This is a genomic window from Collinsella sp. CLA-ER-H4, from assembly GCF_040092395.1.
Classification (GTDB): Bacteria; Actinomycetota; Coriobacteriia; order Coriobacteriales; family Coriobacteriaceae; genus Collinsella.
The window spans coordinates 81,485-94,420 of the sequence record NZ_JBBNLQ010000006.1; the positions used below are offsets into that span (position 1 = coordinate 81,485).

Consider the following 12,936-nt stretch of genomic DNA (forward strand, 5'->3'; position numbering starts at 1 on the left):
ATACTTGAAGGCGGTAAAAATGACTGCGCAGGGTGCCACCAATGGCATCGTTGACATAGAAAGATCGACCTATGGCCGCTGTTAAAAAATCGGTATCCGTCAAGGATGTGGCACGTCTCGCGGGCGTCTCGGAGCAGACAGTCTCGCGTACGGTGCACGATTCGCCCAGCGTACGCCCCGAGACCAAGGAGCGCGTGCGTGCCGCCATGCGCGAGCTGGGGTATCGCCCCAATTTTGCCGGTCGATCGCTGCGCCGTGGCAAGTTTAAGACCGTCGGCGTTGCCATGTTCAACATTACCGGTACCGGCAACCTCGACCGTATGGAGGGCTTTGCCGCCGCGGCTGACAAACATGGCTATGCCATCACCCTTACTAAAGTAGATGGACACCCTTATACCCTCGAGAGCGCATCGTCGCGTATGAGCGCACTGCCAGTGGACGGTATGGTTGTGATCATGAATCGCATGCCGGCGGACTTTGGCACCTTCGAGCCGCTACCTGGCATGCAGACGGTGCTCGTTACCATGCTGGAGCACCCGCTCTGTTCAACGGTCGATAACGACCAGTTCGATTGCTCGCGCCAGGTGGTCGAGTACTTGCTGGAGCGGGGGCACAAGACTGTGCACTTTATCTCGTGTCCCGAGCGCTCGCTTTCGGGCATGCGGCGCGAGGAAGGCTGGCGTGAGACATTGCGTGCGCATGGCATTGAGTTCCCGCAGCTCGTGCGTGGCGACTGGACGGCGCAGAGTGGATATGCTGCCGGCCAGGCGCTTGCGGATGATCCGACCTGCACGGCCATTTATGCCTCCAACGATGCCATGGCATATGGCTGCATCCGTGGGCTCGAGTCGCGCGGGAAGTGCGTGCCCCAGGACGTGAGCGTGGTGGGTGTTGATGACAGCCTGGGCGATATCGTGCCCGATTGTCGCCTGACCACGGTGCGCTTTGACAACAAGCGCGTCGGCATGTGGGCGGTTGACAAGATTGCCGGCGCCGAGGGCGTTGAACCCGGTGTGGAGCACATGCTGTTTCCGGGCGTGCTCGTCGAGGGCGATACGGTGCGCGATGTACGCTAGGGCGCGGGTCTGTTTGGGTTTCCGCTAATTGTGTTCGATATTGTTCAGATTGGTTTAAAAACCGTTCACGGTCGAAAAGTGACCGTTCATAGCTCGAAATTACGTTTTGCGCTGTTCTTTTTTGTTTGAATGTTATTGTTTCTGACATACACAACGCAGCGCGTATGCCCGGACGCGATGCTCTCCATTGGTTCATATGTGAAAGGAACGCAACATGGCAACCAAAGAAGAAATCTCGATGGTTGGATTCGAGATCGTCGCATACGCAGGTGACGCCCAGACCGATCTGCTTGCAGCGCTCGATGCTGCTCGCGAGGGTGACTTTGAGAAGGCCGAGCAGCTGCACAAGGATGCCAGCGATGCGCTCATCGGTGCCCACGACACGCAGACCAAGCTGCTTTCGCAGGAGGCCGGCGGTGGCGAGATGGAGATGACCTTCATCATGGCTCACGCTCAGGACACCCTCATGACCACTATGATTCTGGAGAAGCAGGCCCGCTTTACCATCGATGCCTACAAGCGCATTGCCGAGCTCGAGGCCAAGCTCGCCTAACGAGCCCTCACAACCAAGCCCCTTTCCAAAAGCCCTGCCGCTACCCGCGGCAGGGCTTTTTCTGTCCTCCTCCCCGCAACTCATTCCGAGATAGTCATTGGGGACGTTCTTAAACGACTAGTCATTGGGGATAGTCTTGGTGCGCTCCGTTCGTCCTCCCGTTCGATTTTTGCTCGGTGGGTATACTTCCTTTCGCATTAAACGCCGGACTGAGGAGGTATCCAAATGCCGGATAACGGGTCAATACAAAAAAGAGGCGCGCACGAGATGGCTCATGGGCGTCCTGTCCAGATAACCGAGCACACGACGGTAACCGAGCTGCAGCCCAGTCTGTCCGATGTCGTGTGCGCAAACAAAAAGCTGCAGATTGGCTTTATCGTTGCGCTCGTGGTCCTGGCGCTGCTGTCGGGCTTTGTAGCTCGTCCGCATTTCGCCGATACCAAGACTTGGGACTCCACCATCGAGGTCATCGACCAAAAGAAGGGTAACGTACTGGCGCTCACGACCTCGTGCGTGGCGCTGTCTGCAGGCATTACCGCGCTGCCGGGTGATACGGGAACGCCGGTTGCCGAGCAGCTCGCGCAGCTTTCAGGCAACCTTGGTATTGTGCTTGCCGTGCTCTACCTAGAGAAATACCTGCTAACCATTTTGTGGTCGGTCGGCCTGGGCATCTTAATCCCGTTTGCGTTGGTGCTCTTTGCGGTGTCGCTCGGCATTCACGGGCGCTGGAGCACGAGCACTGTCCTGCGCCGTGTGGCGACACGCGTGCTGGTGGTTGCCGTGATCGGCATGGCGCTCGTGCCCGCGAGCGTATGGGTGTCGCAAAAGGTCGATGAAACGTATCGCGTAAGTATTGAGCAAGCTGAGCAAAAGGCTGCGGACGCGGCCGACACCACGGACAAGTCAGCCGAGACCAGCTCAAAATCGAACAAGAAAAAATCCGAGGCCACGGAGTCCAAAAACGTGTTCGAGCAGTTGACTGATGGGGCATCGAGCCTTGTTACGTCGGTGACCAGCGGCGCCAAGCAGATGACCGATGAGATCGTGCGGCAGGTGACCGATCTGATTGAAGGCGTCATCGTGATGATCGTGACCTCGTGCGTTATCCCGCTGCTGGTGCTCGTGGCGTTCCTATGGCTAGGACACGTGCTGCTGGGGATCGATATTTCCGGCCCGGCGAACTATTTGACGGGCCGTTTCTTGAGTGCTCCTTCCAAGCACGCCAAAAAGGGCGGGCAGTCCGAGTAGCTAAAACAGCTGTATATACCGGGGAATACCGCCGAAGGGCGGCCGAGACGCGTTCTCGGTCGCCCTTTTGTTTGTTGAACACATGGTCGCTGCGTCCGCGCCCGGCTCAAACGGTCAGCAATCATCCGTGAACGGTATTTGTTCAAAAAAGAACAAAGATAAACAAATAGTTGTTGCAGTTACTGTTCGAATGTGTTCAAATAAACATGAACAGTGAAGAACCGCACATTCAGATGCCCGGACCTGAACGCGATTCAACACTTCCAAACAGAAACTACGCACCTGCGTATCTCTCAAGGAGGATGTCATGAGGGTTGTAATCGCTTCCGATGCCGACGGTATGTCGATGAAGGAGTCCATCAAGGAGATGCTCATCGCCGACGGTCACGAGGTCGTCGACTATTCCGAGACCCCTGCCGCGGACTTTGTCGATTCCGCGACCGCCGTTGCCAAGGACCTGCTGGAGCACAAGGATTCCCAGGGCTTCGCATTCGATAAGTACGGCGTCGGCTCCTATATGGCCGCCGTCAAGATTAAGGGCATGGTCGTCGCCAACATTTCCGACGAGCGTTCCGCCTACATGACCCGCGAGCACAACGGCTCGCGCATGGTCACCATGGGCCCGGGCGTTGTGGGCACCGAGGTCGCCAAGAAGATCGCCCGCGAGTTCCTGCGCGCGCAGTACGCCGGCGGCCGTCACCAGATCCGTGTCGACATGCTCAACAAGATGGCCTAACGAGAGCCACCGAGAACTCGAACTTCTACCTCAACTTGTGAATTCAGACGAAAGGACGTTCTGATGAAGAAGACCATCGCAATCGGTTGCGACCATATCGTTACGGACGAGAAGATCTATCTGGCCGACCGCCTGGAGCAGGCTGGCTACAAGGTGCTCGACTGCGGCACCTACAGCCACACCCGTACGCACTATCCCATCTACGGTAAGGCTGTGGGCGAGGCTGTTGCCAGCGGCAAGGCCGACTTTGGCGTGGCCCTGTGCGGCACCGGCATCGGCATCACCAACGCCGTCAACAAGGTTCCCGGCGCCCGCTGCGCCCTGGTCCGCGACATGACCTCTGCCCTGTATGCCCGTCGCGAGCTCAACGCCAACATCGTGGGCTTTGGCGGCAAGATCACCGGCGAGTTCCTGATGGCCGATATCATGCTTGCCTTCCTGGAGGAGCCCTACGAGAAGACCCCCGAGCACGATGCCCTGATCGCCAAGATCGATGCCTGCAATAAGGCCGACGCCGAGGCTCAGGCTGACCCGCACTTCTTTGACGAGTTCCTCGAGAAGTGGGACCGCGGCGAATACCATGATTAGCGGGTATTCGGCGTAATTAACTAGTCCGTTGACGGCTCGCGTTTCTGTGAGGGGGCGCGGGCCGGTTTTCTATCAGCCCTATTGACTTGGCGGGCTGTCGTAAGAAAGGGAAGGCTCCTATGGAGTTTGTTCTTGATAACGGTTCTATCCGCGTAGCACTGAGCACGGCTGGCGGATCGTTCACTTCTATTGCGGCCAACGGCCGTGAGTACCTGTGGCAGGGCGACCCGGCGGTCTGGTCGGGCCAGGCACCCATTTGCTTCCCGATCTGCGGCGGCCTTCGTGACGGTCACGCAATGACCATGGACGGCCGCGAGGTAAAGCTCGCCCGCCACGGTTTTGCGCGCAAGCAGGAGTGGAAGCTCGAGGAACAGAGCGACAACATGGTTGCGCTGAGCCTAAGCTCTGCCGACCATGCCGAGTTGCTCGAGCAGTACCCGTATCCGTTTAAGATCGTTGCTCGTTACACGATCGATTCGGAAAAGGTGAACGTGTCCTACGAAGTGACCAATGAGGGCACCGAGGACATGCCATTCTTTGTGGGCGGTCACCCCGGCTTTAAGTGCCCGCTCGACGAGGGTGAGTCCTATGACGACTATGAGCTCCGTTTTGAGCAGCGTGAGGCCACCGAGCTCTGTACTGCCGTTCCCTCGACGGGCCTGATTGATGTTGAGCATCGCAGCAAGAACCCGATGGTCGGCCACGACTTGCCGCTTACCCACGAACTCTTCGACTTCGCGGAGACCATCTTTGACGTGCTTGAGAGCCGCGTGGTTACGCTGACCAAGAAAACTGAGGACAAGGGCGTGCGCCTGACGTTCCCCGATATGCCGTACCTGATTGTGTGGAGCAAGCCCGAGGGCGACTTTGTGGCTGTTGAACCGTGGGGCGGCCTGTCCACCTGCTCCGACGAGGACGATATTCTGGAGCACAAGCGTGGCTGCCTAGTTGCCAAGCCGGGGGAGACCGTTACCCGCGGCTTTGAGATCGAGATCCTTTAACGAGTTATCGTATGTTTGGGGCGGGTCATGCCGCCCCGGAACAGGAGTTCAATATGATTCTGACCGTTACCATGAACCCGTCGATCGATACGCGCTATCAACTTGACAAGCTGATCATCGACGACGTTAACCGCGTGACGCCCGAAAAGACCGCTGGCGGTAAGGGCCTCAACGTGAGCCGTGTGCTGCTGCAGCTGGGCGACGACGTGCTCGCGACCGGCCTGCTCGGCGGCCACATGGGTGCCTATATGGCCGAGCTTATGGATGCCGACGGCGTCAAGAACGACTTTGTGCCCATCGCCGGTGAGACGCGCATTTGCTTGAATATCCTGCACGAGGGCAATCAGACCGAGCTTTTGGAGAGCGGTCCGCAGATCGCCCCGGCCGAGCTCGAGGCCTTTACGGCCAAGTTTGCCGAGCTTGCAGCGAAGGCGGACGTTGTGACGCTTTCGGGCTCGCTGCCGCGTGGGGTCGATGCCGGCTACTATGCCGAGCTCGTCAAGATCGCCGAGGAGGCGGGCGCCAAGGTGCTGCTCGACACCTCGGGTGCATCGCTGGAGGCCGCGCTGGAGTCCGACGCTAAGCCTGAGCTCGTAAAGCCCAACCTGACCGAGATTAACGGCCTGCTGGGTACGTCCTTTACGACCGATGATGTCGATGCCCTGCGCGAGGCGCTTGCCGCCGATGACCGCTTTGCCGGTATTCCCTGGGTTGTCGTTTCGATGGGCGCTGCCGGTTCGGTGGGCTTCCATGAGGGCCGCGCGTTCCGCGCCAAGACGCCCGCGATTGCGGCTGTGAACGCGACGGGTTCCGGTGACTCGACCATCGCCGGCTTTGCGCATGCCATTGCTGCCGGCGCCGACGACGTCACGGTGCTCAAGACCGCCAATACCTGCGGCAAGCTTAACGCCATGGATCCCAAGACCGGCCACCTGGTCATGGATCGCTGGGACGAGATCTACAACAACGTTGAAGTAACGGAGCTTTAGGGTTACGCGGTTTTACCAAACCGCGTAACGGCTCGACGCTGCGCGGGCCGCATTTGGACAATCTGACGTTCAACTTCAAGGGCGCGACCAGAAGGTCAGCGCCCTTTCGTTTCGCGTCACCTTGTCTCAAATGCGACCCGCTCGCTGTCCGTCCTCTACCTGCGGCGTTGTCTTGCTCCGGATGCGGCAGTTAGGGACGTTCCTTTTCTGCCGGCAGTCTGGGACATTCCTTGGGGTAGTCATTGGGGACGTTCTTTAATAACTAGTCGTTTAAGAACGTCCCCAATGACTACACTCAAAAACGGTGCCCGTCGGCGATGTTGCCGGCGGGCGCCGTGGTCGTGTAGGCGCTATTTGTTAAGTGCGTTCGTTCGAGCTCGCGTGCTACAGCGAGTCGATAAAGCGCTGCTGGGCGGCGCGTCCTGCCTCGTCCCATTTAAAGACGCCGGCGTTGTCGAGCACGTGGCCAAACACCACGCCGACCTCATCGTGCAGGATATCGATGGCGTTGTCGGCCGTAAGCTCGTTGGCGCGGCGGGCATAGACATCCTCGGCCCATGCGGCGTGGCTGCGGCATAGATCATCGCCCTCGAGTGCACCGGCAAGGTCGTAGCTGGCATCGGCCTTGGCTGCCAGCAGATGCTCGCGGACAGCGCCAAGCTCGGGAACCAGGCGCGGCGGCAGAATTGCCAGGCCCATGACCTCGATCAGGCCGATGTTCTCCTTTTTAATGTGGTGGTACTCGGCATGCGGGTGGAATACGCCCAGCGGATGCTCGTCGGTCGTGATATTGCAGCGAAGCGCCAGGTAGGCCTCGTAGATTTCGCCGCCGGCGTTGCCGCGGGAGTCGACGCGGCGGATGACGGGCGTTACGGTGTTGTGCGCTACGCCGTCGGCTGTGTGTGCGATAACGCCCACGGACTCGTCGGTCCACTCGCGCCAGGCGAGGATAATCTTCTCGGCAGCATCGAGCAGCTGGGTGCGGTCGTGCGAGCGCAGTCGCAGCACCGAAAGCGGCCACTGCAACACGGTGCCGCTGACCTGGTCAAAGCCGGGCACGCTAAACTGCGAGACCTCGGCGGCATGCATCATGGGGAACTCGTGCGCGCCGCCCTGGAAGTGGTCGTGCGACAGAATCGAGCCGCCCACGATGGGCAGGTCGGCGTTGGAGCCAATAAAGTAGTGCGGGAACAGGTCCACAAAATCGAGCAGGCAGGTCAGCCCCTTGCGGTCGACGTGCATCGGGCGATGCTCGGAGCTCATAGCAATGCAGTGCTCGTTAAAGTATGCGTACGGGCTGTACTGGAAGCCCCAGCGCTCGTCGTTGAGCTGAATGGGGATAACGCGTAGGTTCTGGCGGGCGGGATGGGCGCCGCCGTCGGCTGCGGCGGAGCGTCCGGGATAGCCCTCGTTCTCGATGCACAGCTGGCAGGCGGGATACTTCTCGCCCGTGTTCTTTGCGGCGCCGGCTGCGGCAATGTCGCGCGGGTCCTTCTCGGGCTTCGACAGGTTGATGGTGATCTCCAGGTCGCCCCAGTTGGTGGGGGTGCGCCATTTGATGTTGCGCGCGATGGCGGCACGGCGCACGTAGCCGGCGTCGCAGCACAGACCGTAGAACCAGTCGGTCGCGGCGCGGGGCTCGTTGACGCCCATGCGGCCGTTGAACTCCTCGTTTACAACCGAAGGCCTCGGCATGAGCGCGCCCATGATGCGCATGGCGACGCGGTCGCGGCCCGACACCGTGTCTTCGGCAGCACCGTTGGCAACGGCGGCCTCGGAAAGCGCGGCGAGCGTGCCCTCCAGGTCAAAATCGGGCAGGGTATCGGGGTGCAAGAGCGAAATCTTCTCGGTCTTGAGCGCCCAGGCCATGTTGAGCGCGGGGCCCGTGGCGCCGATGCACTCCAGAATGGTGTTGTAGGCCCAGATGCGGTCGTCCTGTCCGATCATCGATCGGTGGATAGCGTACTCGATCAGGTTCTGCGCAGCCTCGCGCGCGTCGGTCATTACAGCCATGCCGCGTAAGCCCCCTTGTCAGAGATAGCGTAGTGACGGGCAGAGCCCTCGCCCAGCCAGCTGTTCATCTTGGTGATAAAGGTGTCGACCAGATCGAGTGGCACAAAGGCCTGGATGGTGCCACCAAAGCCGCCGCCGTGGATACGGACGGCGCCGCGGCCGTCGAGCACGTGCTCGGCCAGTGCCAGGGCATACATCGAGGGCTGCTCGGAGCCCAGCTTGGCAACGACATTCTGCAGGTACATGGCAGAGCTGGCGCCGGACTCGCGTGTCAGGACCAGGAACTGGTCGATGTCGCCGGCGTTCAGGGCTGCCCAGCGCTTGTCGACCAGGCCGTTCTCGTACCAGTAGTGAACGGCGCGCAGGCAGGCACGGTCGCCCAGCTTAGCACGCAGCTCGGGGAGCTTGGCGTCAAAATCGGCAACGTTTACCTCGCACAGGCGTGCCTTGCCAAACTCGGCGGCGACGTCTTGCATTTCGCGCGGAACGGCGGCGTAGTCGTCGGTAGCGGCCACGTGGTCGGCGCCGACCTTGACGAGCACGAGCGCGTAGCCGTGATCCTCAAAGTTGAGCTCGAGCTTCTGGGTCTTAGGCTGGGCCTGATCCTCAAAGTCCATGTAGGCGAGGCCGCCCAAGCAAACGGCGGCCTGGTCCATCAGGCCGCAGGGCTTGCCGTAGTAGTTGTTCTCGGTGCGCTGGCTCATCTGGGCGAGTGCGACGGGCTCAATGGCGGGCGCTCCCCAGAGCGTCTCCATGGCACGACCGTATGCCGCCTCGACGGCAGCGGAGCTCGAAAGACCGCCGCCCGAGGGGACGGAGCAGGTGAAGGCGAAGTCGAAGCCCTGGGGCTCAACGCCAAGGGCTGCAATCTCATGGGCCATGCCGCGGACGAGGCTTGCGGACGTGCCCTTCTCGGACTCTTGAATATCCAGCGTGTCGAGCGTGATCTCAAAGGTGGGGTAGCCCTCATCGGCAACGCGGACCTTGTTGGTGTCGGTCGCTACGGCGATGCCGTCAACGGCGACATCGAGCGAGCCGGCGATGACGTGGCCGCCCTCGTGGTCGGTGTGGTTGCCACTGATCTCGGAACGGCCGGGCGCGTGCACATAGAGCACCTGGCGATCGCCGATGGTGCCAAACTCCTCCTCAAACAGCTTGGTGAGCGTGGCGAGTGTCTTTTCGTCGGGGGTGGTCATGGGGGGTCCTTTCCTTGACGCGGGAGAGACTGGTCCGTGTCATTATGAGTACGTTAACAATTTTGAGCACCACAAACCAGACGGTCGCGGTGCCGCACGTTAATGGGTATGTTAACGTACTCATAACACAACGCATATCTATTTTTGAGAATCTGGTAATCGGTAGATTTTCGGCCGTGAACGGTGTGGCTGTATGGACATATGGAGCAAAAGAACCGCCGATAGAAAAAGTAGAGTACGTTAACATGCGTCCGACGATAGCGGGCCTCGGCGCGGGATGTATTTCTGCCCGGGCCGGCATTCACGCTATTCAGATCTCGCAAGGGTGAAGGTGATCCTGTGGCAAGGCGCCCGTCCAACGATACCAGTTCGCGTCCGGTCTCCATGGCCGACGTCGCCCGCGCTGCCGGCGTTTCGCAGCAGACGGTTTCGCGCGTCGCCAACGGCTTGCCTAACGTTAATGAGCAGACGCGCCAGCGCGTACAGGCCGCTATGCAAAAGCTCGGCTTTCGTCCGAGTTATGCCGGTCGCTCGCTGCGCGACGGCCGTTATCATTCGGTCGGCCTGTGCGTCAACGATGTCACCAAGTTCGGCAACCTCTCAATGATCGACGGCATCGCCAGCGCTGCTCGCGAGCATAATTGCGCCATCACGCTGGTCGAGATGTCCAAGACCGAGGAGTTTTCGCTTGCCGAGGCCACGCGTCGTATGGCCGCATTGCCGGTGGACGGCATCATCATCGGTATGAGTCGCATGGCGCCCGATTTTGAGACGTTTGATCCACTGCCGGGCATTGGCACGGTCATCGTTACCATGTACGCGCACCCGCGGGTGACCACGGTCGATTCCGACCATTACGGCTGCTCGCTATTGCTTATGGATCACCTGTTTGAGCTAGGGCACGAGCAGATTCGCTATATTGGCGGCCCGTCATTCTCGGTCGACGAGCAATTTCGTCGCGCCGGTTGGCAGGATGCACTCGAGCGTAAACACATCGAGCCGGCAGAGCCGCTCGAGGGCGACTGGTCTGCCAACAGCGGCTACGAGGCCGGCAGGTACCTGGCCGAGCACGATCGCACCATGACGGCGATTTACGCGGCAAACGACCAGATGGCAAATGGCGCGATTGCAGCGCTGCGCGATAGCGGTCTGCGCGTGCCCGAGGACGTGAGCGTGGTGGGCGTCGACGATTCGCTCGATGATTTTGTGGCACACAACGAGCTCACGACCGTGCGATTCGATTTACATCAGCGTGGACGCGAAGTATTCGAGCATGCGGTTCCCGAGGCGGGTACGGCGGGCAAAACCGTTGCCATTCGTATTCCCGGCCAGCTTATCGTTCGACATACCACGGCAGCTCCGCGCACATAGTTTTTGCAGGTCAATGGCGATATATTCCGCCTCAATAACAATCGATAAGGATGCTGGCAGATAGCCGTGGCTATGAAGACGAGTGCTATGATAGACGGGCTCTTTTGTCTATCTAGGAGGCTTTGCCTGATGGAGATCACCAAGGATATCCGCTACATTGGCGTTAACGATCACGACATTGACCTGTTCGAGGGCCAGTACGATGTGTCCGAGAACGGTATGGCATACAACAGCTACGTTATCTTGGGCGAAAAGATCGCTGTCGCCGATTCAGTCGACGGCGGTTTTGTTGACGAGTGGCTCGGCAACCTCGAGGCCGTGCTCGATGGCCGCACGCCCGACTACCTGATCGTCCATCACATGGAGCCCGATCACTCCGCCGGCATCGCCGCCTTTATGGAGCGCTATCCCCAGGCGCAGATTGTTGCCAGCATGGGCGCCTTCCGTATGATGGTCAACTACTTTGGCACCGACTTCCCCGAGCGCAAGATGGTCGTCAAAGATGGCGACGTGCTCGACCTGGGCGGCTACAGCCTAACCTTTGTCGGTGCCCCCAATGTTCACTGGCCCGAGGTGCTCTTCTCCTACGAGTCCACCGACAAGGTGCTCTTTAGTGCCGACGGTTTTGGCAAGTTTGGCGCCAACGACATCGAGGATCCCGAGGGCTGGGCTTGCGAAGCGCGCCGCTACTACTTTGGCATCGTCGGTAAGTTCGGCAAGTTCGTGCAGGCCGTGCTCAAGAAGGCCGCCGATCTGGATATCCAGATCATCTGCCCGCTCCATGGTCCTGTGCTGACCGAGAACCTGGGCTACTACCTCGACACTTACAACACCTGGTCGAGCTACCAGCCCGAGGATGAGGGCATCACGATCGCCTATGCGAGTGTGTATGGCCATCTGAAGGCTGCCGTTGAGGAGCTCGCATCTGCGCTCGAGGCCCGCGGCCAGAAGGTCTCCGTCTTTGACTTGGCTCGCGACGATATGGCCGAGGCCGTTGAGGACGCGTTCCGCTATGACCGTCTGGTGCTCGCCTCCATTACCTATCAGGGCGAGATCTTCCCGTTCATGAGCACCTTTATCCACACGCTTGCCGGGCACGCCTATCAGAATCGTACGGTGGCACTCGTCGAGGCCGGCTCCTGGGCGCCCGCTGCCGCCAAGGTTATGACCAAGGAGCTCGAGGGTATGAAGGACATCGCTCTGGCGCAGAACAAGGTGACCGTGCTGGGTTCGCTCAACGACGCCTCGCGCGCTCAGATCGAGGCCCTCGCCGACGAGCTTTCCAAGTAGCGATATTTCGCTTTTAACGAGCAAAACCACCACAAAGGGGACAGGCACCTTTGTGGTGGTTTTTGTTTAAGCGCCGGCGATGACGAGATTTGGGCGGGCGTCGTCGACGGTCTCGGCGATTGAGGTGGTGACGGCGCCATCGGGATCACGGTCCATCACGATGGTGTCGACATCGGTCAGCTCGGCAAAGCGGTACATGCCGCGTCCGTTAACCTTGCTGGCGTCCATAAGGGCGACGCTTTGACGGGCGGCACCGACCATAGCCGCTTTGGTCTCGGCCATCTGCGGAAAGTCGGTCGTAAAGCCGCAGCCGGGAACAAAAGCTCCAGGGCACATGACGGCAAGATCGGCGTGGACAATTTGGAGCGCTTGCATAGTGAGCGGGCCGTACAGATAGCGATGACCTTTGCGCAGCACCCCGCCCAGCATGACGACATCGACCGAGGGCATGCTTTCGTCGATGTAATCGGCGATGGTAATGTCGGCCGTGATGACGGTGATGCCATCGCGCTGGTCAAGGAGCCGGACAAACTCGAGAGCGGTGGTGCCCGAATCGACGAGTAGGGTGTCGCCATTGCCGACGAGTTCAATGGCGCTTTGTGCGATGGCCTGCTTGGCGGCGACGTTGACATTGATGCGGCGATCCTGGGTGGATACGGTCAGTCGCTTCTGGAGCGACACGGCGCCACCATGCGTGCGGCGTAGCTTGCCGGACTCGGCGAGCGCGTCTAGGTCGGCACGGGCGGTAACGGAGGACACGCCAAAGGTCTGGGCGATTTCTGCCACCTGCACCGAGGCGTTATGTTCGAGCATCTCCATGATGGCAGCGCGACGCTCATCGGCGAAGGCTCGGGTTGTTGCATGGGCCATAGCTG

At 60.0% G+C, this 12,936-nt stretch carries 12 protein-coding genes; 9 read left to right on the top strand and 3 right to left on the bottom strand.

Annotated features, from left to right (window positions below; all coding sequences use genetic code 11):
* Positions 1-71: 71 nt before the first annotated feature.
* From AAAX34_RS05795 to AAAX34_RS05825, 7 genes are all read left to right on the top strand, one after another.
* Positions 72-1,076: a LacI family DNA-binding transcriptional regulator gene (locus tag AAAX34_RS05795; RefSeq protein WP_349110386.1), complete on the top strand. Its 1,005-nt coding sequence runs from the start codon at positions 72-74 to the stop codon at positions 1,074-1,076.
* 214 nt (positions 1,077-1,290) lie between these two features.
* Positions 1,291-1,629: a PTS lactose/cellobiose transporter subunit IIA gene (locus AAAX34_RS05800; protein ID WP_055252615.1), complete on the top strand. Its 339-nt coding sequence runs from the start codon at positions 1,291-1,293 to the stop codon at positions 1,627-1,629.
* A gap of 267 nt (positions 1,630-1,896) precedes the next feature.
* On the top strand, positions 1,897-2,877 hold the full coding sequence (locus tag AAAX34_RS05805) for a hypothetical protein (protein WP_117847952.1): 981 nt from the start codon (positions 1,897-1,899) through the stop codon (positions 2,875-2,877).
* Positions 2,878-3,184: 307 nt separating this feature from the next.
* Positions 3,185-3,613 carry a galactose-6-phosphate isomerase subunit LacA gene (gene lacA / locus AAAX34_RS05810; RefSeq protein WP_006234830.1) on the top strand — a complete coding sequence of 143 codons (429 nt, stop codon included), beginning with the start codon at positions 3,185-3,187 and terminating at the stop codon, positions 3,611-3,613.
* 63 nt (positions 3,614-3,676) lie between these two features.
* Positions 3,677-4,201: a galactose-6-phosphate isomerase subunit LacB gene (gene lacB, locus AAAX34_RS05815; RefSeq protein WP_006234831.1), complete on the top strand. Its 525-nt coding sequence runs from the start codon at positions 3,677-3,679 to the stop codon at positions 4,199-4,201.
* A gap of 119 nt (positions 4,202-4,320) precedes the next feature.
* Positions 4,321-5,202, top strand: coding sequence for an aldose 1-epimerase family protein (locus tag AAAX34_RS05820; RefSeq protein ID WP_349110388.1), 882 nt, complete (start codon positions 4,321-4,323; stop codon positions 5,200-5,202).
* A gap of 53 nt (positions 5,203-5,255) precedes the next feature.
* Complete coding sequence (locus AAAX34_RS05825; RefSeq protein WP_195361267.1) at positions 5,256-6,191, top strand: hexose kinase; 936 nt, start codon at positions 5,256-5,258, stop codon at positions 6,189-6,191.
* A 384-nt stretch (positions 6,192-6,575) separates the two neighbouring features.
* Here AAAX34_RS05825 and AAAX34_RS05830 read toward each other — a convergent pair whose 3' ends face one another.
* Complete coding sequence (locus AAAX34_RS05830) at positions 6,576-8,195, bottom strand: UDP-glucose--hexose-1-phosphate uridylyltransferase (protein ID WP_349110408.1); 1,620 nt, start codon at positions 8,193-8,195, stop codon at positions 6,576-6,578.
* Positions 8,195-9,400, bottom strand: a complete 1,206-nt coding sequence (locus tag AAAX34_RS05835) for a galactokinase family protein (RefSeq protein ID WP_349074926.1) — start codon at positions 9,398-9,400, stop codon at positions 8,195-8,197. The genes AAAX34_RS05830 and AAAX34_RS05835 overlap by 1 nt, the downstream gene beginning before the upstream one ends.
* 384 nt (positions 9,401-9,784) lie before the next feature.
* Between AAAX34_RS05835 and AAAX34_RS05840 the strand changes: the two genes are divergently transcribed.
* Positions 9,785-10,771 (top strand): LacI family DNA-binding transcriptional regulator, encoded by a 987-nt coding sequence (locus AAAX34_RS05840; RefSeq protein WP_349110409.1) that lies wholly within the window; start codon positions 9,785-9,787, stop codon positions 10,769-10,771.
* Positions 10,772-10,900: 129 nt separating this feature from the next.
* Positions 10,901-12,061 carry an FprA family A-type flavoprotein gene (locus AAAX34_RS05845; RefSeq protein WP_349110389.1) on the top strand — a complete coding sequence of 387 codons (1,161 nt, stop codon included), beginning with the start codon at positions 10,901-10,903 and terminating at the stop codon, positions 12,059-12,061.
* Between the two features lie 66 nt (positions 12,062-12,127).
* Here AAAX34_RS05845 and AAAX34_RS05850 read toward each other — a convergent pair whose 3' ends face one another.
* Positions 12,128-12,931, bottom strand: a complete 804-nt coding sequence (locus AAAX34_RS05850) for a DeoR/GlpR family DNA-binding transcription regulator (protein ID WP_349110390.1) — start codon at positions 12,929-12,931, stop codon at positions 12,128-12,130.
* Positions 12,932-12,936: the final 5 nt, after the last annotated feature.

Coding starts and splice junctions, on each gene's coding strand:
- lacB (WP_006234831.1), top strand. CDS start 3,677: ATGAAGAAGACCATCGCAATCGGTTGCGACCATATCGTTACGGACGAG.
- lacA (WP_006234830.1), top strand. CDS start 3,185: ATGAGGGTTGTAATCGCTTCCGATGCCGACGGTATGTCGATGAAGGAG.
- AAAX34_RS05795 (WP_349110386.1), top strand. CDS start 72: ATGGCCGCTGTTAAAAAATCGGTATCCGTCAAGGATGTGGCACGTCTC.
- AAAX34_RS05830 (WP_349110408.1), bottom strand. CDS start 8,195: ATGACCGACGCGCGCGAGGCTGCGCAGAACCTGATCGAGTACGCTATC.
- AAAX34_RS05820 (WP_349110388.1), top strand. CDS start 4,321: ATGGAGTTTGTTCTTGATAACGGTTCTATCCGCGTAGCACTGAGCACG.
- AAAX34_RS05845 (WP_349110389.1), top strand. CDS start 10,901: ATGGAGATCACCAAGGATATCCGCTACATTGGCGTTAACGATCACGAC.
- AAAX34_RS05825 (WP_195361267.1), top strand. CDS start 5,256: ATGATTCTGACCGTTACCATGAACCCGTCGATCGATACGCGCTATCAA.
- AAAX34_RS05800 (WP_055252615.1), top strand. CDS start 1,291: ATGGCAACCAAAGAAGAAATCTCGATGGTTGGATTCGAGATCGTCGCA.
- AAAX34_RS05805 (WP_117847952.1), top strand. CDS start 1,897: ATGGCTCATGGGCGTCCTGTCCAGATAACCGAGCACACGACGGTAACC.
- AAAX34_RS05850 (WP_349110390.1), bottom strand. CDS start 12,931: ATGGCCCATGCAACAACCCGAGCCTTCGCCGATGAGCGTCGCGCTGCC.
- AAAX34_RS05840 (WP_349110409.1), top strand. CDS start 9,785: ATGGCCGACGTCGCCCGCGCTGCCGGCGTTTCGCAGCAGACGGTTTCG.
- AAAX34_RS05835 (WP_349074926.1), bottom strand. CDS start 9,400: ATGACCACCCCCGACGAAAAGACACTCGCCACGCTCACCAAGCTGTTT.